This window comes from Guyparkeria halopsychrophila, assembly GCF_044582135.1.
GTDB lineage: Bacteria > Pseudomonadota > Gammaproteobacteria > Halothiobacillales > Halothiobacillaceae > Guyparkeria.
In genome coordinates this window covers 140,601-166,015 of sequence record NZ_JBDODP010000003.1, presented here as the reverse complement: position 1 = coordinate 166,015, position 25,415 = coordinate 140,601, and the positions used below count along the sequence as shown (strand labels likewise).

Annotated in this window: 19 protein-coding genes; 3 read left to right on the top strand and 16 right to left on the bottom strand. The window is 65.1% G+C overall.

What is annotated here, in order from left to right:
- Window positions 1–158 precede the first annotated feature (158 nt).
- The 11 genes from ABGV18_RS02715 to ABGV18_RS02665 form a co-directional block, all read right to left on the bottom strand.
- Entirely contained in the window at window positions 159–3,809 is a 3,651-nt protein-coding gene (locus ABGV18_RS02715; RefSeq protein ID WP_396584703.1) for an EAL domain-containing protein, read from the bottom strand.
- Between the two features lie 417 nt (window positions 3,810–4,226).
- The gene (locus ABGV18_RS02710) at window positions 4,227–6,884 is read right to left on the bottom strand and encodes a PAS domain S-box protein (protein WP_396584702.1); all 2,658 of its coding nucleotides are present in this window, start codon (window positions 6,882–6,884) and stop codon (window positions 4,227–4,229) included.
- Entirely contained in the window at window positions 6,881–7,840 is a 960-nt protein-coding gene (locus ABGV18_RS02705) for an ABC transporter substrate-binding protein (RefSeq protein WP_396584701.1), read from the bottom strand. The genes ABGV18_RS02710 and ABGV18_RS02705 overlap by 4 nt, the downstream gene beginning before the upstream one ends.
- Window positions 7,841–8,105: 265 nt before the next feature.
- On the bottom strand, window positions 8,106–8,759 hold the full coding sequence (locus tag ABGV18_RS02700; RefSeq protein ID WP_396584700.1) for a rhodanese-like domain-containing protein: 654 nt from the start codon (window positions 8,757–8,759) through the stop codon (window positions 8,106–8,108).
- 35 nt (window positions 8,760–8,794) lie between these two features.
- Window positions 8,795–10,165, bottom strand: a complete 1,371-nt coding sequence (locus tag ABGV18_RS02695) for a nucleotide sugar dehydrogenase (RefSeq protein ID WP_396584699.1) — start codon at window positions 10,163–10,165, stop codon at window positions 8,795–8,797.
- Complete coding sequence (gene yjgA / locus ABGV18_RS02690) at window positions 10,162–10,725, bottom strand: ribosome biogenesis factor YjgA (protein WP_396584698.1); 564 nt, start codon at window positions 10,723–10,725, stop codon at window positions 10,162–10,164. The genes ABGV18_RS02695 and yjgA overlap by 4 nt, the downstream gene beginning before the upstream one ends.
- Before the next feature lie 137 nt (window positions 10,726–10,862).
- Window positions 10,863–11,351 (bottom strand): tryptophan-rich sensory protein, encoded by a 489-nt coding sequence (locus tag ABGV18_RS02685; RefSeq protein ID WP_396584697.1) that lies wholly within the window; start codon window positions 11,349–11,351, stop codon window positions 10,863–10,865.
- Between the two features lie 82 nt (window positions 11,352–11,433).
- Entirely contained in the window at window positions 11,434–12,573 is a 1,140-nt protein-coding gene (gene truD, locus ABGV18_RS02680; RefSeq protein ID WP_396584696.1) for a tRNA pseudouridine(13) synthase TruD, read from the bottom strand.
- Window positions 12,566–13,609 (bottom strand): dihydroorotase, encoded by a 1,044-nt coding sequence (gene pyrC, locus ABGV18_RS02675; protein WP_396584695.1) that lies wholly within the window; start codon window positions 13,607–13,609, stop codon window positions 12,566–12,568. Before pyrC ends, truD begins: the two co-directional genes overlap by 8 nt.
- Before the next feature lie 60 nt (window positions 13,610–13,669).
- A complete protein-coding gene (locus tag ABGV18_RS02670) occupies window positions 13,670–14,164 on the bottom strand; it encodes a DsrE family protein (protein ID WP_396584694.1) in 495 nt (164 codons plus the stop codon).
- A gap of 178 nt (window positions 14,165–14,342) precedes the next feature.
- Complete coding sequence (locus ABGV18_RS02665) at window positions 14,343–15,908, bottom strand: glycosyltransferase family 39 protein (RefSeq protein WP_396584693.1); 1,566 nt, start codon at window positions 15,906–15,908, stop codon at window positions 14,343–14,345.
- Between the two features lie 168 nt (window positions 15,909–16,076).
- On the opposite strand from ABGV18_RS02665, the gene ABGV18_RS02660 reads away from it, so the two are divergent.
- From ABGV18_RS02660 to ABGV18_RS02650, 3 genes are all read left to right on the top strand, one after another.
- Window positions 16,077–17,114, top strand: a complete 1,038-nt coding sequence (locus tag ABGV18_RS02660; RefSeq protein WP_396584692.1) for a quinone-dependent dihydroorotate dehydrogenase — start codon at window positions 16,077–16,079, stop codon at window positions 17,112–17,114.
- A gap of 215 nt (window positions 17,115–17,329) precedes the next feature.
- A complete protein-coding gene (locus tag ABGV18_RS02655; protein WP_396584691.1) occupies window positions 17,330–18,361 on the top strand; it encodes a glycosyltransferase in 1,032 nt (343 codons plus the stop codon).
- A gap of 41 nt (window positions 18,362–18,402) precedes the next feature.
- On the top strand, window positions 18,403–20,562 hold the full coding sequence (locus ABGV18_RS02650; RefSeq protein WP_396584690.1) for an amylo-alpha-1,6-glucosidase: 2,160 nt from the start codon (window positions 18,403–18,405) through the stop codon (window positions 20,560–20,562).
- A gap of 51 nt (window positions 20,563–20,613) precedes the next feature.
- Here the strand turns inward: ABGV18_RS02650 and ABGV18_RS02645 are convergent, their stop codons facing one another.
- The 5 genes from ABGV18_RS02645 to hemA form a co-directional block, all read right to left on the bottom strand.
- Window positions 20,614–21,384 carry a molybdopterin-synthase adenylyltransferase MoeB gene (locus ABGV18_RS02645; protein ID WP_396584689.1) on the bottom strand — a complete coding sequence of 257 codons (771 nt, stop codon included), beginning with the start codon at window positions 21,382–21,384 and terminating at the stop codon, window positions 20,614–20,616.
- A 125-nt stretch (window positions 21,385–21,509) separates the two neighbouring features.
- Window positions 21,510–21,926, bottom strand: coding sequence for a hypothetical protein (locus ABGV18_RS02640; protein WP_396584688.1), 417 nt, complete (start codon window positions 21,924–21,926; stop codon window positions 21,510–21,512).
- Between the two features lie 89 nt (window positions 21,927–22,015).
- Window positions 22,016–22,912 carry a peptide chain release factor N(5)-glutamine methyltransferase gene (gene prmC / locus ABGV18_RS02635; RefSeq protein ID WP_396584687.1) on the bottom strand — a complete coding sequence of 299 codons (897 nt, stop codon included), beginning with the start codon at window positions 22,910–22,912 and terminating at the stop codon, window positions 22,016–22,018.
- Window positions 22,909–24,000 (bottom strand): peptide chain release factor 1, encoded by a 1,092-nt coding sequence (gene prfA, locus ABGV18_RS02630; RefSeq protein ID WP_396584686.1) that lies wholly within the window; start codon window positions 23,998–24,000, stop codon window positions 22,909–22,911. Before prfA ends, prmC begins: the two co-directional genes overlap by 4 nt.
- 85 nt (window positions 24,001–24,085) lie before the next feature.
- Window positions 24,086–25,414, bottom strand: coding sequence for a glutamyl-tRNA reductase (gene hemA / locus ABGV18_RS02625; protein ID WP_396584685.1), 1,329 nt, complete (start codon window positions 25,412–25,414; stop codon window positions 24,086–24,088).
- Window position 25,415: the final 1 nt, after the last annotated feature.

Genomic DNA, 25,415 nt, shown 5'->3' with positions numbered 1-25,415 from the left:
AGGGCGCACAGTTCGATCCGCGCCCCCACCCACTCGCCCGGTTCCGCCCCGACCTCGTCTGCCCGGCTCACGGCGGTCTCCGCCTGCTCGAACCATACCCCCTTGCCACGCTCGCACTCGACCAAGCCAAACCCCGATACGCCTGGTTGCCCGGCCGCTCAACGATCCTCGTTGGCGGGCAACCAATTCTCGCGCCCCAGGTTTTTCAACATCTCGCTTGCGGGCATGGGCCGGGCCAGCAGGAACCCCTGGCCGAACTCGCATCCCTCCTGGGTAAGAAACGCCAGCTGTTCACGCGTCTCGATGCCCTCGGCGATGACCAGGAGATTCATGGAGTGGGCCAGCGAGATGATGGTTCTCACCACGTTGATCGCCGTCTCGTCACGCCCCAGGGCAGCGACGAACGATTGATCGATCTTGATCCCCAGGTCAGCGACGAACGACCGATCGATCTTGAGCACGTCCACCGGCAACCGGGCGAGTTGCGACATCGAGGAATAACCGGTGCCGAAGTCGTCGATCGCCAGGTTTACCCCCATTCCCCGGAGCGCGGCGAGATTCCGCCGCTCGAGCTCCGAATCCTGCATGGCCGCCGTCTCCGTAACCTCGATCTCCAGATCGGACGGCGCGCTCCCGGTCCGCTCCAGCAGCGCCGCCAACTGCTCCGGCAGCGCCGGATCTGCCATGCGCGCCCCGGAGAGGTTGATCGCCAGCATCCAGGTCGAGCCTTGGCCTTGATGAAGGCGACGCCACTCCGCCTGCATGCCCAGCGCGTGCTCAAGCACCCAGTTGTCGATGGCACGGATGAGCCCCACTTGCTCGGCCAGGGGAATGAATTCCTCCGGTGAGATGCGTCCGAGCTCCGGGTCGTCCCAGCGCAACAGGGCCTCCATGCTCCGCAGACGCCCGGTCGCCAATTCGATCTGCGGCTGGAAATAAAGCTCAAAGGCATCCTGCGCCAGTGCCTTGCGCAAGGCCCCCTCGAGCGAGATCTGGCGCATGGCTCGATCGCCGTAATCCGGGGCGTAGTAACGCAGGTTGCTCACCGGATCGCGCTTGGCGGCATCCAGCGCCGCATGGGCACAGGACAGGAGGTGATCGGCGCCGTGGGCGTCCGACGGGGCCCGGGCGACACCGATGTAATGCTGGACGACGATGGATTCGCCCGTTTCGAGCGTATAAGGCGCCTCGGTTGCGCTTTCCAGTTTTTCGATGACCCACGGCAGGTCCGATTCCCCCGCCATATCCGCAAACAGGACGGCGAAGGTATCTCCGCCCAGACGGGCGACCAGGTCCCCCTCGCGCACCACGCCCGGAAGACGGTCCGCCAGCGCCCTGAGTATCACGTCCCCCTGCTCCCGGCCCAGGGCCTCGTTGAGATGCGAAAACCCCCGCAAATCGACCAGGGCAAGCGCCACGGTTCTGTGCCCCCAGTCGATTCGCTCGAGACGATCGGCCAAGCCCTTGCGAAAGCCCAGGTCATTGGCCAGCCCGGTGAGCGGATCTTCCCGGGTGGCCCGGAAGAGTGCCTCCTCGGCATCGCGTTGCACGGTGATGTCGCGTGCGGTGACCACCACGTTCAACAACTCACCGGACGCGTCCATCAGGGGACTCAGCGTCTTGTCCCAGTAGAACATTTTGCCGTCGCGTCGGCGATTGACCTTCACGGTGCGGACCCTTTCCCCCCGGCGCAACTGCTTCCAGAGATCCAGGTAGAACTCACCGGACTGCCGTCCGGCGTCGAGTAGATCTTCAAGTGATTCACCGAGCGCCGCTTCGACCGAATAGCCGGTGATCTCGACAAACGCGGGGTTGGCATACTCTATCCGGCCGCCCGCATCCAGCACCAGAACGGCTTCGCCTGCCGCCTCGACAGCCTCCGAGAGCCGGCGCATACGTGCTTGCACGGCCCTCTCGGCGGTAATGTCCTGGGTCAGTTCCACGGCGCCCCAGCATTGCCCTTCATGGACGATCGGGACCGCCGAGATATTGAGGGTGTGTGCCTCGCCTGCCACGTTCTCGATCTCGAAGACCTGGTCGATGGAGGGATCGGACGGAGCCCCTCGGGCATGAGTTACCGGCCATTCGTTCTCCATCACCGGCTTCCCGGAGTCGGCCCAGCGAGCCCACTGGTAATATTCGCGGGCCTTCTGGCCCAACCGCGACGCGCCCCAGATGCGGCTATCCGCCGGGTTGCTGAGAACGATTTCCCCCTGCTCGTCGGCATAGGACACGCCGGCCGGCAGATTCTCGAGGATCAGCGAGAGCAATGCCTCGTTTCGTTCCAGCAAGCGTTGCATGGCCTTCTGCTCGGTGATGTCCTGGGCGACCACCACCGCCCCCTTCACGGGACCGCCCTTGTGCCGGATCGGCGCAGCCGATTGCAGGATGACCCGGCGCTGGCCGTCCAACGCGGCGATCTCGATCTCCTGGGGCTCGACCTCCTCACCCCGCAGGGCGCGCACCGCGCCCCAATCCTCGCCGGCCAGGGGACGTCCGCTTTCCAGATGCCAGCCTCGAAAGCTTTGGAGCCGCTTGTTGATATCCAGCTGCGACCAGTCCTCGACACCCCAGATCCGATTGCTCGCCGGGTTGTGAAGGGTAAACCGGCCCTGCCTGTCCAGCACCCAGACCCCGACCGGCAGGGTGTCGAGCACCGTTCGCAGCAACCGGCGTTCCCGGTCATGGGCCTGACGTTCCCGGTACTCGGGGGTGATGTCGGTCAACAGGGCCATCCGGCCCTCGTATTCGCCCCGCGGCCCGATCAGCGGCGAGGCGGAAATCCGCAATCGCACCTCCTCGTCGTCCCGGCGCAGGGTGTGCTCGTAGCGTCCGGTCTCGCCCGCTTCCCTGTCCGCTTTCACCTGCGCGATGAAGCGCCCCAGATCCGGGGGAATAAAATCATGGACGCTCTGCCCGATCACCACCTCGGCGGAGACACCGAAGATCTCGGCAGCCTTGGCGTTGACGATCTGGATGTGATCGTCGGCATCGAGCACGACAACCGCCTCGATGGACTGTTCGAGGAGCTGCGCATAGCGTGCCTCGCTGCGGCGCAGCCGATTGATCAGCGGATCGGTGGCCCGCCGGAACAGCAGCCCGCCGATCAGGATCAGCACCCCGCCGACCAGGGCGGCGATGGCAGCACTGCGAATGAAGGGGGCGCGAATCTCGGCGAGGTCCTTCTTGGCCACCAGCCCCCAGCCGAGGCTCTCCAGCGGCTGGTAGGCGGCCAGCACGGTCTTGTTGAGATAATCCTTGGCAATGACCGTCCCGGACCGCCCGGCGAGTGCCCGGCGCATCGGCTCACCGGCGATGTCGGTTTCGTTGATGTCGGTTTCGTTGATGTCGTGAGAGTAGATGTCCTGAGCGTGCTCCCATTGCGCGAATGCGGGGATACCGCTTTCCGGCAGGTCTTCGACCGGCATGGACTGGTGGTCATGCATCTCGGCACGCTGATGGAGAAAGATGACGACATCGCCATCCTTCTTCCGCCCCATCACCACATCGCCGGTCTCTCCCAGTCCGGGGGACGAAGCGAAGGCCACCTTGATCTGGCTGAGGGTGGCAGCTTGGGCACCGCGGGCGACGGCATCGGGATTATCGCCTCGCCACTCCGGGCTCGTCGTCCGATCGAAGGCGGCGACCGCCTCGATCAGAGCCGCTTGGGTAACAAGGGTGTCCCTAAGTGCCTTGCGCTCGGCCTCGAATGCCTGCTGGTAGAGCATAAAAGCGCCGAACACGATCGCGATCAGGGTCAGCGTCGTCAGCACTATCCCCCATTGAATCAGGCGTCTGATCTCGGACATGCCTCGCCTCCTTGCAAGCGAGCGGAGCCAGCATGCCCCGCGCCGCCTCGCTGGTAACCCGACCACCCTCCAACCCCGTGATGTTGGGGCGTATGCACGACCGCAATACCCTGCGGCTGATCAAGGGCCTCGGCAACACCCAACTTACACCTTTCGGGCAGTTCTTGGTCGAGTACTTGCCGAGGATGATCGATTGTCTTTAGCGAGCGAACCGTGTACTGGGCGGTAAAAGTTCTCATGAGATAGCGATCCTTGCTACTAATTCATGCCCTTTTCTAAAGGAGAGTCGTTGTCTTCTTGCGGTCTGCCCACTCGTGAGTGGCCGTTTTACCGCCCGCACGGCGACCAGCGAGGGCCCTGAGTCAGGTCTGTTGAGCCCACGCCCGAGGACGCCGAGCCGGGCATGCGCCCAGTGGCTTACTGGTAGCGCCAGGCGCGGTTACGACCACTCGCCTTGGCCTCGTACATGGCGCTGTCCGCCTGCTTGAGCAGCGTCTCATCGTCGACCTCGGCGTCCTGCGGGCAGAAGGTGTAGCCGATGCTCGCCGTGACCTGCAACGTTGCCCCATCGATATGTCGTTCACGAGCGGCGGCCTGGACGACTCGGGCAATGATCGGTTCGGCGTCCGATTCCTGTTCCAATCCGCCCAGGATGATTACGAACTCGTCACCACTGATGCGCGCCAGGGTGTCGGTTTCGCGTAGCTGGGCACCCAAGTCCGTTGCCACGTCGGCCAGCAGCTTGTCACCCATGTCATGGCCGTGTTGGTCGTTGACCGCCTTGAAGCCATCGAGATCGAGAAAGGCCAGCACCACCGTGCCGTGGTTGCGACGTACCGCCGCCATTGCCTGGCGCAATCGGTCGGCCATCAATACGCGGTTGGGCAGCCCCGTCAATGCGTCGTGGTTCGCGCGGTGCTCGAGTTCTTTCTGGTAATTCTTGACGTCGGTAATGTCCGAGGCCAGCGCAATGTAGTTGCCGGGCTGGCCCTCGGCATCGTGAACCAGGCTGATGGTCAGGCGCTCGGCGAACAGCTCGCCGTTCTTGTGCCGATTCCACAACTCGCCGCTCCAGTAGCCGGCCGAGCGCAGCCGCTCTCGCATCTGGCGATAGAACTCGCCGTCCTGGATGCCCGAATGCAGGAATTTGGGCGTATGCCCGATCACCTCGTCGCGCCGCCAGCCGGTCATCTCGGTGAAGGCGGCATTCACGTCGATGATGCGCGCGTCGAGATCGGTGATCAGGATTGCCTCGCGGGCATGCACGAACACCGAGGCGGCAAGCTGAAGGTCCTGTTCCATCTGCTTGCGGGCCGATATGTCCTGGTGCGTGCCCCACATGCGCAGGGGCTCCCCCTCCGCGTCCCACTCCAGGATTCGGCCGCGATCGAGCACCCAGATCCAGTGCCCATCACGATGCCGCATGCGCACCTCGACCTCTAAATAGTCTCGCTCTCGATTGAAGCAAGCCCGGAGCGCTTTCTCCGCCTGAGCCAGGTCCTTCGGATGCGCAAAACGCTTCCATGTCTCGATCGTGGTGGGTTCGAGTTCCGACAACTCGTAACCGAGGATCTCCGCCCATCGCCCGTTGAAGACGGTCTCGCCGGACTGGATGTTCCACTCCCAGGTACCGACGTTGGTGCCCTCGATCACGTTGCGCAACCGCTCGCGTTGGCGTTGCAGCGCCTTTTCGGCTTGGTCCCGCTCGGTAATGTCATGGACGATCACGAACATCCGCCCGGCCTGGCGATGATCGTCCATCGGCGTGACGTGCACCTCGACGCGTCGCGCCTCGCCCGAACGCAAGCGGTGGGTGTGCATATGGCAATGACCGCCCACCACCCCACTGCCGCAGAACTCGTCGGACTGCTCGCAACGATGTGCCCAGATCCGGTCGACCGGTTGATCGATCAATTCCTCACGCGACCAGCCGTAGAAACCCGCCGCGGCCTGGTTGGCATCGAGGATTTTGTGCGTATTGAAATCGATCAGCAGCAATACCGAGGCGTTGTCTTCGAAGAAATGTCGAAAACGCTCCTCGCTGCGGCGCACGGCCAGGTGACGAAACAGCAGCGCCAGCGACAGCAGGGCAATAAGCAACACGGAGACCCCCGCCACGATCGCGGCCGCCCGATACTGCTCCCAGATGTCGAGCATGGTGATTTCGGGGGGCGCATCGAAGGGTGGCAAACCGAGACGACGGCTCAACTCCTCGACCGGCGCATAATCACCCGGCGGGCCGAAACCGGCGACCTCCGAGAGCATCGCGGCCGGGTCGCTGGTGTCGAGCGAGAACAATGCCGCGCCGATGCGGCGTTCCAGATCGGCGCCCATGTGCTGCATGGTCACCATCGGCCACTCCGGGTACAGGCGCGTGGAGACCATGAACGGGTAGCTCCCCACCGACTGCGGGTTAACCAGGCGCAGGGCCTCGATATGCCGCGCACCGAGACTCTGCAGGGTCTCGAGCACGCCGGTGCGAATGAAGCCAACGTCAACCTTGCCGGTCAGCACCGCCTCGATCACCGCGTCATGCGTGCCCACGAACTTGAACGTCGCCTCCTCCCGGAGATCGACCCCGGCGTCGAAGGCCTCGTAGAGCGGCGCCCGGTAACCGCCCAGAAACGTGGTGCCCGGCGCGGCGATGGTCTTGCCGGCAAGATCCTGCAAGGTCTGGATGCGGGTCTCAGCCTTGCGGGTGATGATCACGCCGCCGAGGCTGCGCGTGGTGGCACCCTCGTGACGGGCCACCAACGTGGCCAGCACGCCCGAAAGGGTATTCTCCGAGCGCACCATGACGTAATGCGTCGGGTTCGTCAGCAGCAGGTCGACATGCTTGCGGCGAATGGCATCATCGAGTTGATCGGACGGCAGTATCTGGAGACGAAAGGTCACGCCCTCGACCGAGTCGTTGAGGTAGTCGACCAGGGGCTGGAAACGCTGCTCCATGATCGCGGCGGGGCGCATGCCGAATACGCCCACCAGCACCTCGTCGTCGTGAGTCACCGCCGGGGCCCCGCCAGTCCAGAGAAGCAGCGCAATCAGTGACGAGACCAGTGGGATGCGCCGCCTCACAGGCGCTCCTCCCGTGGCAGGTAGTCGGCCGAGACCCAGTCCTCGATGGCCGCGATCGAGGGAGGCTCTCCGCCGTTGGATAGTCGTGGGTAGAGGGCTCGGATGGCATCGAATAACCGCGAGTCGGGCGTCAGATAGCCGCGATTGGCCTCGAGTCGCGGCAACAGGACACCGGCGATCGACCGGGTCACCGCTTGTTCGTCGATCTGCTGGGCATCCGCTATGCGGTATAGGGAATCCTGTCGGTTCGTACGCAGGTGATGGAGCCCCCGGAAATGAGCACGGATGACGTCGGTGAGCACGCGGTTGACGCCATCGAGCCGATCGCGGCGGACGGCGAGCACGTCGAAGATCAGGTCGGGGAAGTCGCGGCTGTCGATCAACCGTTTGGCACCCGCGGCTCGCAACCGCGAAGCGATCGGCTCGTAGGTCACCACCACGTCCACCTCACCATCCTGCCAGGCGCTCAGGTGCTGATTGGCGGAACGGTCGACGATAGTGACGTCGTCCCAGCCCAGGCCGGCCCGGTCGAGCACGCGCTCGAGCAGCAGCTCGCCGACCCCGGTACGTTCGACACCGATGCGTTTGCCGGCCAAGTCATCGAGCGAGTCGATGCCCTCATCCACCAGCAGCGCGTCGCCACCCGAGGAAACGTTGAACACCATCACCACGACCAGATCCAGACCCCCGCGGCGCGCCCGGATCACCTCGTCCAGGGTCTGGGCGACAGCATCCACCTCGCCGCGCTGCAAGGCATCCAGCGAGAGGCTGGCCGAGCCCAGCCGGGACAGCGAGACCGTCGGCGGCAGCCAGTCGAACTGCGAGGCGAGCATCAGCGTCTCGTAGCCGATCCAGGGGTGGTAGGCAACGCGGATGGTCTGTTCGCGGGCGACACACCCGCCCAGGAGCGTGGCACCAGCCAGCGGGGCGAACATCAGAAAGCGGCGTCGTTGCATGCGCGTCGTGTACTTGCCATTCCGTTGAGGGTGACCCGGGGGGTGACCCGGGGTCGCCTTTATCCATCGTCAAGCACGCCGCATTTCTCGGCGTCGTCACTTGTCATGACCGTCAGGCCTAAGCTATCCAAAATCGGAGCAAAAGACCACACACAATGCAGGTTTTATCATGCTATGCGCCGAATTTTCGCTATGGGCTCTGGAAACAAAAACGACCGGCACAAGGCCGGTCGTCACTCGTCAATCATTGATGGCGAAAGCGGGGTCAGGAAGGATCGACCGTGGTCAGACCCAGTGTGTGCCACATCTGCATGCCGCCGCGGTACCAGTAGATCTTGTCGGCCGGATAACCCATGCTTACCAGCGCCTTGATGTTGGTCGGTGATTGACCGCACCAGGGGCCATTGCAGAACAGCACCAGCTTCTTGGCCTGGCGAAAATCGAACAGACCGTCCTCCTTTTTTACGCCGAATTCGTCGAGCAGCAGTGTCTCAACGACGAACGGATCGTAGGTGGAGGATCCCCCGTAGAGCTTGGTCCACGCGATGTTGACCGCGCTGGGAATGGTGCCCTTGTTGAACCAGTCGGGGGTACGCGAATCGATCAGCAGGAACTGATCCTCGCCCATCGCCCGATCGGCAAGCATTTCCAGCAGTTCGATCTCACCGATCGTATGCACCCCCGGCAGCAATTGCATGGGCTGGACACAGAACGGCGGGCACTCCCGGCTGGTCTTGGCGTAATCCTCGTGGATGCGGCTATCGGGATCCTGGTCGCGCTTGATCACGACCTCTTCGCCCTCGTGCATCACGGTGACCGATTCCAGATCCGTGGTGACCTTGACCTTCATTTCCTGCGCGCCCGCCACGCCGGCGGCAGCCAGCAGTGTCGCGCCGATCAACCAGACTGGTTGTTTCATGGCCTGCCTCCCTTTCGTTTGAACCTAGAGGGAGTCTAGGCCGCGTTTCCCGACCCTGCATGGCAGCAGCGCACCGTCTCGCCGCGACCAATGCCGTAATAGAGCCAGCCCGCGGCCTTCAGTCGCTCGGGATCGTAGAGATTGCGGCCATCGACGATCAGCGGTTCGGCGAGCGAGTCGCGCATCAGGTCGAAGTCCGGCGCACGGAAGGCCTTCCACTCGGTGCAGATCACCAGCGCATCCGCGCCCTTGAGCGCGGCATCGCGCGTGCCCACCAGGGACAGGTCGTCACGGTGGCCATAGATACGCTGGGTCTCTTCCATGGCTTCGGGATCGAAGGCCTGCACGCGCGCGCCGGCGGCCCACAGGGCCTCCATCAGGGTGCGCGACGGCGCCTCGCGCATGTCGTCGGTATTGGGCTTGAAGGCGAGCCCCCACAGGGCGAAGGTCTTGCCGGCAAGCGCCTCGACACTGCCGTAGTGCGCAACCAGCATCTCGAACGGACGATGCTTCTGTCGGCGATTGACCGCCTCGACGGCATCCAGCAGCAGCGGCTCGTGATCGACCGAATGGGCAATCCGCGAGAGTGCCTGCACGTCCTTGGGGAAACACGAGCCGCCGTACCCGCAGCCGGGATAGATGAAGTGATAACCGATACGCGGGTCCGAACCGATCCCGAGGCGCACGTTCTCGATGTCGGCCCCGAGTCGTTCGGCCAGGCTGGCCAGCTCGTTCATGAAGCTGATCTTGGTCGCCAGCATGGCGTTGGCGGCATACTTGGTCAGCTCGGCCGAGCGCAGGTCCATCACGATCACGCGGTCGTGGTTACGGTTGAACGGCGCGTAGAGCTCGCGCATCACCGCCTCGCTGTGCGGGTCACTGGTGCCGACGATGATGCGATCGGGCTTCATGAAGTCGTTGACCGCCGCCCCTTCCTTGAGGAATTCGGGGTTGGAGACCACGTCGAAGTCGAGCGATACGCCGCGTTGGGCGAGCGTCGCGGCGAGCACGTCGCGCACCTGGTCACCGGTGCCCACCGGCACGGTCGACTTGTTGATGACGATCTTGGCCGCGTCCATGTGCTCGGCGATGGTCGCCGCCACAGCCCGCACGTACTGGAGATCCGCCGAACCATCCTCGTCGGGCGGCGTGCCGACGGCGATGAACTGCAACTCGCCAAAGGCGACCCCCCGGGCCGCGTCGGTGGTGAAGTGCAGGCGACCCTGCTCGTGGTTCTCGCGCACGATCGGTTCGAGACCCGGCTCGTAGATCGGGATCACGCCGTCGTTGAGCCGCGCGATCTTGTCGGGATCGACGTCCACGCAGGTCACTTCGTGACCCACCTCGGCAAGACAGGCGCCCGTGACCAGGCCGACGTAGCCGGTACCGAAAATCGTGACCTTCATATGTTGCTCGTTCCTTCTTCGTTGATCTCGCCGACCGCCTCGATCACCGAACGCACCTCGAGGAACAAGGCGCGACTGGCCTTGCCGTACTCCTCACGCGCGGCTTCCGTACGCGCCCCGCGCTGGAGTTGCCGCAGGTGTTGCACGTCCACGGCCGCATAGGAGTCGATAAAGCGCGTGATCGCCTCGAGGTCCTCGATCAGCGCATCCCGCCAGGCCTCGGCCTGCATCTGCAGACGCTGGTTTTCCGGCGAGTGGGGGTCAAGGCGTTTGAGGGCGGCATCGATGGCCTCGACGTCCTCTTCGCGCATCAGGCGGCCAATGTACTGGCGCTGTCGTTTGGCCGCCCCCCGTGAACGCGTCGCCTTGAGCTGCTCGACGCCATCGCGCAGCCGGTCACTGATCGGCAGGTGATCCAGGGTATCGGCATCCAGTTCGGCCAGGCCCACGCCCAACGCCTGGGCGGCATGCGCCTCGCGCTTGACCTGGGACTTGCTCGGGCCGAACTCTTCCTCGTCGTGCGCCTCGGACGAATCGGGCGGCAAGTGGTGCTCGGACATGGTCGCTCCCGGCTATGGCCGACGGTGGCCGCGTATGGCCAACGATGGCTATCTGTGACTTGAGTGCCGGATTCTACCCAATTCCTCGCCTCAGGCGGCGCCAAATGGCCGACCGCCTCGGCAAAGCTGACTGGCGGTCAACCGTTACGCGGTGATGACTCGACCGGATTAAGCTTCCAGATCCGCGCATTGAGCATGGCGGCGAAGGCGACCCAGAACCAGTAGGGAATCAGGAGCGCGGCGGCGATCGCGCTCACCTGGGCGAACAGCACGATGGTGAGACTGAGCACCATCCACAGCAGCAGGATGTCCACCAGCCCCGCCACGATCCGACGCCGACCGAAGAACAACCACGACCAGGCCGCGTTGAACACCAGTTGCAGCACATAGAGGGTCAGCCCGGTGGTTCGGGCGGTCGAATCCTCGGCCATGAATACCCACCAGGCGGCGACCGCCATCATTAGGTAAAGCACCGCCCAGGCGATCGGGAACACCTTGTCCGGGGGCGTCCATGACGGCTTGGCCAGGGCTCGATACCAGCCATCGGGGCGAAAGATACCGCCCGTCACGGCGGTCAAGGCAACTAGGACGATCGATCCCATCAACACACCAATGGATTCCAGCATCGGAACACCCCCTCAAACGTAAATGAAGAATGAGGAGAGCGTAGCCCGTGCGGTCCCACCGTGCCGGCCGACAACAACGACCTCAGGCCGGCGGCTTTGGCGCGAACAACTCGGCCACCAGTTCGGTGGCGTAACTGCCCGGCGGCAGGGAAAAGGCCAGTTCGACCAGATTGCCCTCGATGCGATAGTCGAGATCGGGCACCCGGATGACCAGCGGTCGGCGGTCGGCGGCGACACGCCAGTCGGTGAGCCAGCGCCGCCAGGTGTCCTCGCCGAAGCGCGCCAGCATCTGGTCGGCCAGGGCCGTCTCGCGCTCGGCGACCGCGCCGTCCGCCTGGGAGCCCTCCTCGCCCCACAAGGGGCCGGTCGGGGTGACGTCACCCATCTCAAGGCGTTCCTGCAGGGTATTGAGCTCGTCTTGCTCGGCCAAAAACCGACTGCGCGACCCGGCCAGCTGCATCAGGTCACCGGGTTCGGCGCGCTCAATCGTGCCGGCAAGCATTCGCTCGGCGAGCACGTGATCGAAAATCGAGGAGCGCAGGGTGGAGAGCAGCCAGTTGCGGGCCTGGCGCTTGGGGCGCCCCGTCCGCACACCCTGCCCCCACTCGGCCAACCCGCGCAGGTTGCTGAACTGGCGACCGTAACGCTGTTCGCCGAAGTAGTTGGCCATGCCCCGCGAGGCCAGGCCCGGGGCGCGTTGGGCGAGATAGCCGGCCAGATCGGGGGCCGCAGCGGCGTTGAGGGGTTCGATGTGGTCAAGCTGCAAGCGAAAGCGGTTGGCGCGATGGGTGCCGCGGCGCAGCTTGCGGTCGTGGCGATCGATCTCGAGCAGGCCGATGCCTTCTTCCTGGCACGCCCGTTCGAATGCCTCGGGGTCGAAGGACTCGTGCGGAATGCTCAACCACTGCGTGGTGACCGCCTGTCGATCCTTGAGACCGGAAAAGCCGATGTCGCGGGCGCGCGTGCCGGTCACCTTCGCCATCCAGTCGACCAGTGCACCGGTGGTCATCTCGCGCTTTTCCAGTCGCAATAGCCAGTGATTGCCGGCACCGCTGGGCGCAAATCCCAGGTCCTCGTCGACCCGGAACGACTCGGGCGTCTGCTTGATCGTCGCCTGCCACAATGGTGCCCCCGATAGACGCGGGCGCGCCGATCCAGGCGCCCCCGCCCAGTCGAGTGGTGGCTGCAAAGGCATCTGGTGGCGTTCGTCGGCGTCACTCATCGAGCAAGGAGGCCGTCCACTCGATCGTCTCGCCACTCAAGAACGGCACCACCACGTCCCCGCCACAGTCGAACGGGTCCGGACCGGTCTGGGCCTTTCGCTGCAGGCGCAGGCGGCGTTCGTTGGCCGGCAACCCGTAGAAGCGCGGCCCGTTAAGGCTGGTGAAGGCCTCGAGCCGATCGAGTGCCCCGATCTGGTCGAATACCTGGGCGTAAAGCTCGGCGGCCACCGGCGCGGTGAAGGCCCCCGCACAACCGCAGGCGGATTCCTTGGCGCCCTTGGGGTGCGGGGCGCTGTCGGTACCCATGAAGAACTTGCCCGACGGGTCGACCGCCGCCTCCAGCAGCGCCTCGCGATGCTTTTCGCGCTTGAGGATCGGCAGGCAGTAGTAGTGCGGGCGAATCCCGCCGGCCAGCATCGCGTTGCGATTGAACATCAGGTGGTGTGCGGTGATGGTCGCCCCGAGGCGTTCGCCCTGGGAGCGCACGAAGGCGACCGCCTGGGCGGTGGTGATGTGCTCCATCACCACGCGCAGATTCGGGTAGCGCTCGAGCATCGGCGCGAGCACCCGCTCGATGAACACCGCCTCGCGATCGAAGATGTCCACCGCCGGGTCGACCACCTCGCCGTGCACGCACAGCGGCAGACCGGTGCGCTCAAGCGCGGCGAGCACCGACTCGATCGCCAGCGGATCGGTGACCCCGTTCTCGGAATTGGTGGTTGCCCCGGCCGGGTAGAGCTTGACGGCGTGGATGTGCGGATCGGCCGCGGCCTGCTCGATCTCGGTGGCCGTGGTGCGGTCGGTGAGGTAGAGCGTCATCAACGGCTCGAAACCACTGTCCGGCCCCACGGCGGCCAGGATGCGGTCCCGGTAGGCCCGGGCCTCGGCCACGCTGGTCACCGGCGGCACCAGGTTCGGCATGATGATCGCCCGAGCGCACTGGCGCGCCGAGAACTTGGCGACCGCCTCGAGCATGGCGCCGTCGCGCAGGTGCAGGTGCCAGTCGTCCGGCTGGCGAATGATCAGTTCATCCACAGACAATCCTTAATGGGATCAATGGGTTTCGATTGGTTATTCACACGTCACTCGAGGAATTCACCACGAGATGTAGGCGTAACCGTCTTCCTGGTATTCCATCAGGGCCGCGGCACCAACCTGCTCGATGCGGGCGAACTCCCGTATGTCGTCCGCGCTGTAGCCGACGGTATCCATGGTGTTACCGCAGGCGATCCACTCGACGTCGTAGTTCGTGGCAAATCCCTCGACGCGGGCGTAGATCTCCTCGTCGACCTCGCTCATGGGCTCCTTGGCAAGGAGATGAATGCCCTTGGCAAAGCAGGCTACGGCGATCTTCACGTTGCCGCCGTACTTGCCAATCATGGCGGTCATCGAGTTGAGCACGTGGGTCTGGTACTCCACGTCACCGTGATTGAGCTGGTAGATGACCTTGTGCGCCGGCTCGTCACCCGGGAAGAACAATTCCTCGTCCCCGCCACTAGCCCCGGCCTGCGCACGCCCCAGGCCGAACGCGGCGCCGGTACCGGCCAGGGCGGTCATGAAACGGCGTCGATTCTTGAGAAAATCCTGCATACCTTCACCTCTCTAACCAACAAGCCACGTCGAAGGACGCCAGGCCTGTCATCGTGGGTCTGACCGATCCGTTGATTGCGCTTCCATGGCCACCCATGACACCCCACGGCGACCTTTCTTCATGGTAGCGCATTAACGATTGGTCGGCGGGCCCTGCGTGTCGGGCGGACGCTCTGTGTCAGTCGCTGGCCCCGACCCGCATCAGGACATAGCCGCCCTTTGCGTACAACACCTCGCCCGGCGTGCGCTCGGCGCGCTCGGCACGGGTCAATAACAGGTCACCTTCCCGCACCTCGCGCCGCTCGACCACCTTTTGGGCGTATACACCGAAGCTCGGTGTGTTGATGTCCCGCATTACCAGCGGACCCGGCAGGTCACGTGCCATCACCCCCGCGTCGCGCACCGGCCCCTGCTGCATCTGGCCGACGGCGTTGAGCACCAGCGCATTGACCACCAGCGAACAGGACAGTGCCACCGGGATCATCACCTTGGGCAGCGACCACTGCCGCGCGAAACCGGCGGCTATCACCAGCAGCAACGTGCCGCCGACGATCAGGTACCACGAGATCCCGAAGAATCGATCGCGCTCGGCCAGCATGTCCTGCACGTAGGACGGCTTGATCTGGGCGAAATTGATCTCGACCAGCCACGGCAACAGTAGGACCAACAGCAGGAACAGCGCCGGTGGCACCAGGTGCAGCCAGCGATGACGGATGTGCGGCAGGTGCGAGGCCATCACCAGCATCAGCCCCACCAGGCCGTAATTGAGGTAATGCGGCAGCTTGGTGCCGGAAAACGAGAACAGCAGCAGCGTCAGGCCGAACCAGATCCAGCCGAACCGCCGCAGCGCCAGCGGCAACGAGGCGGGTTTGCCGTACGCCGCCCGCCAGTCACTGGGCAGGTAACGCAGCGCGGTCAGCACCGCGCCGGTGAACGGCAACAGGGCGATCAGGGTGACCGCCGGGTAGTACCAGAGCCCACCGGAATGGCCTTCCATCGGCTGGTCGAACCGGCTGACGTTGTTCTTGAGGAAAAACTCGTCGATGAAATGCTGGCCGTGTTCAATCCAGACGGCCACGTACCACGGCAGCGCCACCGCCAGGAAGATGACGATGCCCTGCCAGTCGAGTACCGCCCGCCACCAGTCGCGTCCGCGTGCCGTGACCAGGTAGAAACCAAAACTGGCCAGGACCGGAATCACTACCGCAACCGGGCCCTTGGTGAGAAAGCCCAGTCCCATTGCCAGGTAGGCCCAACGCACCCAACGACGCTCGCCGGTCACCCAGTGATTGAAGGTGGCGAATACCGCGGCGGTGAGAAAGAGCAGCAAGACGGCATCGGAAATCGCCGCCTTGCCGACCACGGTGGTCATCAACGAGGTGGCCGCGATCAACCCGGCGAAGAAGGCCGACCGCGCGCCCAGATAGCGATCGGCAAAGACGTAGATCAGGCCCACCCACGCCGCCGAGGCAAGGACCGATGGCAGGCGGAAGGCCCACTCGTGGAAGCCGAACAAGCCGACGGAGACCGCCTGCAGCCAGTAGATCAGCACCGGCTTGGCGAAACGCGGCTCCTCGTTCAGGTACGGCGTCAGGAAGTCGCCGCGCTCGAACATCGCCCAGGTCGCCCCGGTGAAGGCGCCTTCATCGAGATCGAACAGCGGCAGGCTGGCAATACCCCAGACGTAGCCGATCGCCACGGCCACGGCGAGGACGATCAGGTGAAAGCGGCGGGAGTCGAGCATGAGCAACTATCTCGTGGCGGGCGATTTGCCCCGGCAAGGCCGGGGAGCGCGGGTGGGCGAGTATATCAACCGGGGGCCGACTGCGAGGAGCGGGCCACCCGCCGCGACGGGAGCCAATGCCGTTACAATGGCGTTTCGCCATCCAATCGCCCTCAAATTGCGTGTGCCATGGACCTCTATACCCCGCTTCGCCCGTTATTGTTCCGACTCGACCCCGAGACCGCGCATCGCGTCACCCTCGGATTGCTCGACCTGGCCGCCCGCACGCCCTGGTGCGGGATGCAACGCCGCGGTGTACCGGACGATCCGACCACCGTCATGGGCCTGGCGTTTCCCAACCGCATCGGCCTGGCGGCCGGGCTGGACAAGAACGCCGCGCACATCGCCGGACTGTCCTGCCTGGGCTTCGGTTTCATCGAGGTCGGCACGCTGACCCCGCGCGCCCAGCCGGGCAATCCCGCGCCGCGCCTGTTCCGGTTGACGGATGCCGAGGCCCTGATCAACCGCATGGGCTTCAACAACGACGGCATCGAGTCGGCATTGGCGAACATCGCGGCCGCGCCGCGTTCGGTGCCGTTGGGGATCAACCTGGGCAAGAACTTCGATACGCCAATCGAGCATGCACTGGACGATTACCGCGCGGGTCTTGCCGCCGTCTACGCCACGGCCGACTACGTCACCATCAATATCTCCTCGCCCAACACCGCCAACCTGCGCAACCTGCAGGGCGGTGAGGCCTTTACCGCCCTGCTTGCCGGCCTCGTCGAGGAGCGCGAGCGCCTGCGTGAAGACAGTGGTCGACACGTGCCGCTGGCGATCAAGATCGCCCCGGACCTCGAAGACGAGGAAATCCCCGCGCTGGTCGATGCCCTGGTCGAACACGGGATCGACGCGGTGATCGCCACCAACACCACCGTCGGTCGCCCGTTGGTCTCGGGCCTGCCCCAGGCCGACGAGGCCGGCGGCTTGAGTGGCCGACCCGTGCGCGAGCGCTCGACCGAGGTAATCGCCGCCCTGCGCGAGCACCTGCCGGAGGACTTCCCCATCATCGGAGTCGGCGGTATCGACTCGGGTGAAGCGGCACTGGAGAAGATCCGTGCCGGGGCCAACCTGGTGCAGGTCTACACGGGGCTGATCTATCGCGGCCCCGCGTTGGTGGGTGAAATCGCACAGACCCTCGCGGAATCGACACACCCCCGGGGCTAGGGACACACCCCCGGGGCTAGGCCTTGCCGCGGGCATCTCCCGCCTTTCTCCCTGTATTTCCCGGCATAGTTTTCCTGCCTGACTATACTCAAGGGCAAGCCGCCTCGTTCACGAAGGCCGACATGGCCGGGAATTCGGTTCGACGAGACGGAGGATAGCCGCTGTCTGCCACCGGAGGGGCGTTTCGAAATCTGGTCGATTGTGGAGTTGGTGCTGTGAAAGTCGCCCAGGTGGCCCCGTTGCACGAAAGCGTTCCGCCCCGGACCTACGGGGGAACGGAACGTATCGTGCACTACCTCACCGAGGCGTTGGTCCGGGAAGGACACGAAGTGACCCTCTACGCCAGTGGAGATTCCCAAACCAGTGCGAGACTGCGTCCGGGGGTAGCCGAAGCCCTGAGGTTCTCGACGACATGCCGTGACCCCCTTGCCGTGCACGTCCTGCAACTTGCCCGGGTGGCCCGAGAAGCGGCGGATTACGACATCATCCATTTCCATACCGACTTCTTGCATTACCCGCTCTGGCGGCAGGTGTCGGTCCCCCAGCTGACCACGCTCCACGGGCGCCTGAATCTGCCGGATCTCCGTCCCCTCTACGAGGAGTTCAGCGACATCCAGGTGGTCTCCATCTCCGACAGCCAACGCGAGCCGCTGCGGGATGTGGCCCGATGGGCGGGGACCGTCTACAACGGCATCCCCGCCGATTCCTACACGTTCCGTCGCGAGCCGGGAAGCTACTTGGCCTTTCTCGGGCGGATATCGCCGGAGAAGGGGCCCGAGGCGGCCATCGAGATCGCGATTCGTACGGGCATTCCGCTGAAGATGGCCGCCAAGATCGACGCCTTCGACCAGGACTACTTCGATACACGCATCCGCCCCCACCTGACGCACCCCCTGGTCGAGTACGTGGGCGAGGTAGACGAGCACGGCAAGAACGAATTCCTGGGCGGGGCACTGGCCCTGGTGTTCCCGATCGACTGGCCGGAGCCGTTCGGGCTGGCGATGATCGAGGCCATGGCCTGCGGCACCCCGGTGATCGCCTACCCCGAGGGGGCCGTGCCCGAGGTCATGAGCGACGGCGTCAGCGGTTTCGTGGTCGCGTCGGTCGACGAGGCCGTCAGCGCCATCGGGCGGCTCGACCAGATCGATCGCGCCGGCTGCCGTGCCTACTTTGAGCAGCACTTCACCGCAGAACGTATGCTGCATGGGTATCTTGAGCTGTACCGGCAGCTTGCCCACCCGGCGTAAGCGCACTGTTTCTTTCGGACCGACCGATCAAGGGGTGACCGATGGACGACGCGATTCAGATCGACAACCGCTGGTATATCCCGGCGATGTCCGCCCGAGCCGACGACCGCAACCGCGTCCTGAAGTCCGGGGATGGATTCGTGGTTTTCAGCCGCCACGGGGAAATGGGCCACGCCGGCTTCGGCGACCAGGGGTTCTACTACCGGGGCACCCGGCATCTGTCCAACTGGAACCTGCAACTCGCGGGACGAGAACCAGTATTGCTGAATTCCATGGTCCACCTCGACAACAGCCGATTGGTGATCGACCAGACGTCGCCTGACCTGTTCATCGACGGCGCATGCTGGCTGCAAAAGGGTAGCCTGCACATGCGCCGGGAACTGGGCATCCACGATGGCGTCCTCACCGAGCTCCGGTCCCTGACAAACTACAACCAGCAAACGCGGGCCCTCGAGCTGACCTACCACTTCGGCGCGGACTTCTGCGATATCTTCGAAGTCCGAGGCAATACGCGACCCCGTCGCGGTGAGAATCAGGCAGCACAGGTCGAGGCCAACGCGGTGACACTCGGTTACCTGGGGCTCGACCACGTGACCCGGCGCACCCGTATCGGCTTTTCGCCCGCGCCAGACACGATCGGGCCAGACACGGCGAGCTTTGATATCGAGCTCGGCCCAGGCGAGAGCTTCCACATCGAGACGACGATTTCCTGCGACAAGGGCGAGACGGGATTCCATCTCCCGAGTCACGCTCAAACCATGCAGGCGATCGAGGCGGACGTGGCCGCCGATCGGGAATCCCGCACCGATGTGCTCACCGACAACGAGCAGTTCAACGACTGGATCAACCGCTCCGTGGCCGATCTCCAGATGTTGACCACAAGCACCCCCCATGGCCCCTATCCCTATGCCGGGGTGCCGTGGTTCTCGACTCCCTTCGGTCGCGACGGGATCATCACCGCGCTACAGACGCTCTGGGCGCAGCCGGAGATCGGTCGCGGCGTACTGGGTTTCCTGGCCGAAACCCAGGCCGACTGCGAGGATCCGGCGAACGAGGCCGAACCGGGCAAGATCATTCACGAAATGCGCGATGGCGAGATGGCGGCGCTCGGTGAGGTCCCCTTCCGACGCTACTACGGTTCGGTCGACGCCACGCCGCTGTTCGTGATGCTGGCGTACCGCTATTACCGTCGCACCGGCGATCGCGTATTCATTACGCGGATCTGGCCCAACATCACGCGGGCACTGGCATGGGTCACGGGACAGTTGGAACAACACGGCTTTCTCGTCTATGCGCGTCACGACGGCAACGGCCTGGTCCAGCAGGGCTGGAAGGATTCCGACGATGCCGTCTTTCATGCCGACGGACAGCCGCCCCGCCCACCGGTTGCGGTATGCGAGGTACAGGGGTACGCCTTCGATGCCCTGCGCCGGGGCGCCGAACTGGCCGACCTCCTCGACCACGACTCCCAGGCGAGCGACTGGCGCCGGAGGGCAGATGATCTGCAGGCGCATTTCGAGCAGCGCTTCTGGCTTGAGGAGATCGATACCTACGCCCTGGCGATCGACGGCGATGACCGGCCCTGCGCGGTACGCAGTTCCAACCCCGGCCATCTCCTCTATACCGGCATCGTTTCACCGGAGCGGGCGGCCCGGGTAAGTGCCGGGCTGATTTCACCGGCGGCATTCAACGGCTGGGGCGTGCGCACCATCTTCGAGAAGGAGTGCCGCTACAACCCGATGTCCTACCATAACGGGTCGGTCTGGCCGCACGACACGGCCCTGGCGGCAGCGGGCATGGCCCGCTACGGCCACAAGGACGAGGCCCTGGTGCTGACCGAGGGGCTGTTCAACGCCGCCATTCACTTCGACCTGCATCGCCTGCCGGAATTGTTCTGCGGATTCCAACGCATATTGGGACAGGCACCCACGCACTACCCGGTGGCCTGCTCACCCCAAGCCTGGGCCAGCGGCACCGTATTCATGCTTCTGGAATCGATACTCGGGTTGCGCTTTGATCCGGACGCGGCCCGCGTGTCCCTCGACCATCCGCGTCTACCCGATTACGTCAACTGGCTGCGCATACGACGTATTCGCCACCAAGGTGGTGAACTCGACCTGATCGTTCGCCGCCACGGCAAGGGCATCGCGGTCAATATCGAGCGGCGAGAGGGCCAAATCGAACTGAACGTGACGGTGTGATGGGGCCCGCGGCCCATGACCACTGGATGGGCGCCGCCCAGGCGAGGCTCGCTAGTCGTTGACCCGGCGAGCCGCACGGCGGGAGGCACAGACGGGACAGTCGGGGTCCTGGCGAAAGCGCACGGTGCGCCACTCGGCGTCGCGCAGATCGAACAGTGCCAACCGACCGACCAGCGGCCGCCCTGCTCCGGCGAGCACCTTGATCGCCTCGGAGGCCTGCAGGCTGCCGATCATGCCCACCAGCGGCGAGAGCACGCCGGTCTCGGCGCAGCGCAATTCGTCCTCGCCCTCTTCGCGGTACAGACAGCGATAACAGGGCGCGTCCGGATCGCGATGGTCGAACACCGTCACCTGCCCCGCCCACTGGATCGCCGCCCCGGACACCAACGGTACGCGGCGCTCGGCACAGGCGGCATTCAGGGCAAAGCGCAATTCGAAGTTGTCCGAGCAATCGACCACCAGGTCCACCCCGGCCACCGCGGCGTCCAGGCGCTCGCCCTCCAGGCGGGCCTCGATTGGCAGTAACCGGACCTCCGGGTTGATTTCGCGCAGGCGTGCACTGGCCGAGGCCACCTTGCTCTGCCCCACTCGTGCCTGGTCATGCACGACCTGGCGTTGCAGATTGGACAGGTCGACGTGATCGAAGTCAGCGAGGTGCAGTTCGCCCACCCCGCTCGCGGCGAGATACAACGCGACCGGGGAGCCGAGCCCGCCCAGCCCGACGATCAGCACGCGGGCATCCAGCAGGCGCTGCTGACCGTCGTAATCCAGTCCGTCGAGCATGATGTGGCGCCCGTAGCGCAGCAGTTGTTCGTCTTTCATGGTGCCCTAGTCTTTGGAAAATGCCGGTAACGCAAATGCCCGGCCTGTGGCCGGGCATTTGTGCCGAAGGGTGTGGTTCGCCTTCGGCTCGATCGCTAACGAAAGGCTTACAGGTAGTGCCGCGCTTACAGGTAGTGCCGCCAGGGATCGTCGGATCGGTCGCCTTGATCCTCGGCGTGGCGATCACGCGCAAGGACCGCCTCGCCGGTGGGCCGGTATTTTTGCGGTGGCAGGTTGCAACCGTCCAGGCCCAGGGCCTCGCGCTGATTCTGCTCGGTGTAGTCGACCAACGCGCACTTGAGCTTTTCCAGCAACGCGGCATCGAGATGAAAACCCGCTGTCTGCACCGCCTGGCGAATCACCTTCAGACAGATGGTAGAGAGGTCATATTCGACCTCCAGGCACAACGGCCCACGGCGCTTGGCGGCGATCACCCCCGGCAACCACCGGGCGAACGACTCCGCGGCTCGGGCCGGCTCCCCTTCCTGGTGAGGGCCACGAAACCAGATTTCGTGCATCTTGATCAGTTGTTTGTCTTCCATGCCGGCGCCTTGCCTTTCGCCCGTTACGCTTCAAGACTAGCGCAGTTGGCAGGGCGAACCAAGAACGGCGTTCCGCCCAACGGCGGAGGTCAAGCCGGCCGCTGCCCAGCGGTGCCACGGGGGTGGCCGCCGACGTCCGGCCGAGAATCGATCGACTCGAATCCCGCCTGTTCGAGCAGCCCGGCGACCGCCTCGGCCTGCTCGAAGCCGTGCTCCAGCAGCAGCCATCCCCCCGGCCGCAACACCGAGCGAGCCTGACCGATGATGTGTCGGTAATCGGCGAGGCCCGCCTCCTCGGCCACCAGGGCCTCGACCGGCTCGTACCGCAGATCGCCCTGGGCCAGGTGCGGATCGTTGGCGGCGATGTACGGCGGATTGCTCACGATCAGGTCGACCGAGGCCGGGGCAACCGCTTCGAGCCAGTCGCCCTGCCACAGGCCGAGCCTCACACAGGCGCCCTGCTCGGCGAGAAAGTCGCGATTGCGGGCCGCCAGCCGGATCGCCACCGCGCTGCGGTCGACGGCATGCACCTCGGCATCGGGCCGCTCGGCGGCGATCGACAACCCGATCGCCCCGCTGCCCGTGCCCAGATCCAGCACCCGACCGGGCCTGTCATTGGGGATCAGTGCGAGGGCCCACTCGACCAGGACCTCGGTATCCGGTCGGGGAATCAGCACGCCGGGCGCGGCCCGAAAGCGGTATCGCCAGAAGCCACGCTCACCGATCAGGTAGGCGACCGGCTCGCCCGCCGCGCGGCGGGCGCAGAGTGCGTCGAGTTGGCCGCGGACACCCGGTGCGGACGGGCGGTCGCCCTGCAGCATCAGCGCGGTGGTATCCAGACCGGTGACAAAGCCCGCCAACAGGCGGGCCTCGAACAGCGCCTCGGCCCGATCACAGCCCCGGCCAGACGCGATACTGTCACCGCAGCGGCGCAGCATGGCATCGATGCACTCGTCGCTGGACGACGGGTTCACGCCCGCGTTCACGCGCCGTCCTGGGCGAGGGCCTCGAGTTGCGCGGCCTGGTCGGCCTGGCGCAGCGGCACCACCACCTGGACGAGTTCGCCCGCGAGGATCTTGTCGAGCTGATGGACCGTCAGGTTGATGCGGTGGTCGGTCACGCGCCCCTGCGGGAAGTTGTAGGTGCGGATGCGATCCGAGCGATCGCCACTGCCGACCAGCGCCTTGCGGTTGGCCGCCGTCGCCTCGGCCTGCTCGCGGCGGGCCTCGTCGGCGAGTTTCGCCGCGAGCAGGTCCATGGCCCGGGCGCGGTTCTTGTGCTGCGAGCGCTCTTCCTGGCACTCGACCACCGTGCCGCTCGGCAGGTGGGTAATGCGGATCGCGGAATCGGTCTTGTTGACGTGCTGGCCGCCGGCCCCCGAGGCACGGAAGGTATCAACGCGCAGGTCGTTGGCGTTGATCTCCGGGGCGTCGGTCGCGGGGATGACCGGCATCACGGCCACCGTGGCCGCCGAGGTGTGGATGCGCCCCTGGGTCTCGGTCACCGGCACCCGCTGGACGCGGTGGGCACCGGACTCGAATTTGAGCCAGGCGTACACGCCATCGCCGCTGACCCGGGAAATCAGCTCACGGTAGCCGCCGTGCTCCCCTTCCGAGGCCGACAGCACCTCGACCTTCCAGCCACGCATCTCGGCAAACCGGCCGTACATGCGAAACAGGTCGCCGGCGAATATCGCCGCCTCGTCGCCGCCCGCGCCGGCCCGAATCTCGAGAAACACGTCGCCCTCGTCGTTCGGATCTTCGGGCAGCAACTGGCGCTCGATCTCGGCGTCCAGGTCGGCGTACCGCGCCTCCAGATCGGCCAATTCCTCGCGGGCCATCTCGGCCATATCGGAGTCATCGCCCTCGACCAGGGTGCGCGCCTCCTCGAGCTCACGCTCGGTGCGGCGGAAGGTCTCGACGTTCTTCACCAGCGCCTCAAGCCGCGCGTATTCGCGCGACAGGCGCTGGAAGCGCGCCTGATCGGCGATCACGTCGGGGTCGGCGAGCAGAGCGGTGATTTCCTCGAAACGTTCGACCAGGCTGTCGAGCCGGGCGACCAGGGCGTTATGCATAAACAGGGATTCGGATGCGAAAAGTGAGGGGAGCGATCAGGGGGTAGAGCACCTGCCCGGCAAGATGGCGGGCGAAGGCAATCAGCTAGCGCTCGCGATCGTTGTTCGGGTTGCGATTGCCCCACTGGCCAACCGGCAAGGCGCGCTGGGCGAGCGTTTCGGCGTCCTCGTCGAGACCCACCACGTGGGAGACGCTCTGCACCGTGGCGAGATCACCACTGACGCAAGCCTGACGCAAGACGACGGTCGGCTGGTGAATCAGGCGGTTGGTCAGGGTGCGCGCGAGGTAATCGAGCGCCTCCTGCGGGTCGCGGCCGGATTCGATCATCGAGCGCGCCCGGGCCAACGTCTCGTCGCGCATATCCTCCGCGCGCCGGCGGTAATTGCGGATCAACTCCGCGCCGGTCTGCAACTGCACCCATTGGAGGAAATGCTCGACCTGGACGTCGATGATCTCCTCGGCCTGCTCGGCTGCCTCGCGCCGGCTGCGCTGGCCTTCATCGATGACCGTCTTGAGGTCATCGACCGTGTAGAGATACACGTCCTGGAGATTGCCGACCTGCGGCTCGATGTCGCGCGGCACGGCAATGTCGACCATGAAGATCGGGCGGCGCTTGCGCTCACGGATCGCCTGCTCGACCGCGCCCTTGCCGAGTACCGGCAGGGAGCTCGCGGTCGAGGAGATAACAATATCGGCCCGGTGCAGGTGGGCCGGGATGTCGCCCAGCCCGATCGCACTGCCATCGTACTGCTCGGCGAGCATATGGGCCCGCTCGATCGAGCGGTTGGCGACGATCACCCGGGTCAACCCGGCCGACTGCAGGTGGCGCGCGCACAGCTCGATGGTTTCCCCGGCCCCGATCAGCAGCGCCGTCTTCTCCTCGAGCGAACCGAAGATCTGCCGGGCCAGGCTGACCGCGGCAAAGGCGACCGATACGGGGGAGGCACCAATCTGCGTGTCGGTGCGCACCTGCTTGGCCACCGCGAAGGTGTTCTGGAACAGGCGACCGAGGATCGGGCCCAGCGCGTTGGCGTCCTGCGCCAGCGTGAAGGCGTCCTTGATCTGACCGAGGATCTGCGGCTCGCCCAGCACCATCGAGTCGAGCCCGCAGGCCACCCGCATCAGGTGACGGATCGCCGACTCGTCGGTGTGCGCATAGATGTAAGGACGCAACGCCTCCGGCGACATCTGGTGAAACGTCGCCAGCCACTCGACCAGTTCGTCGGTGACGCATTCGGCGTGGGTGTAGATCTCGGTGCGGTTGCAGGTCGAGACGATCGCCGCCTCGCGCGCCCCGCCATCACCAAGCAACTCCTTGAGGGCGTTGTGCACGCGATCGGGACCGAACGCGATGCGCTCGCGCACGTCCACCGGTGCGGTCTTGTGGTTAACCCCGAAGGCGATCAGTGACATA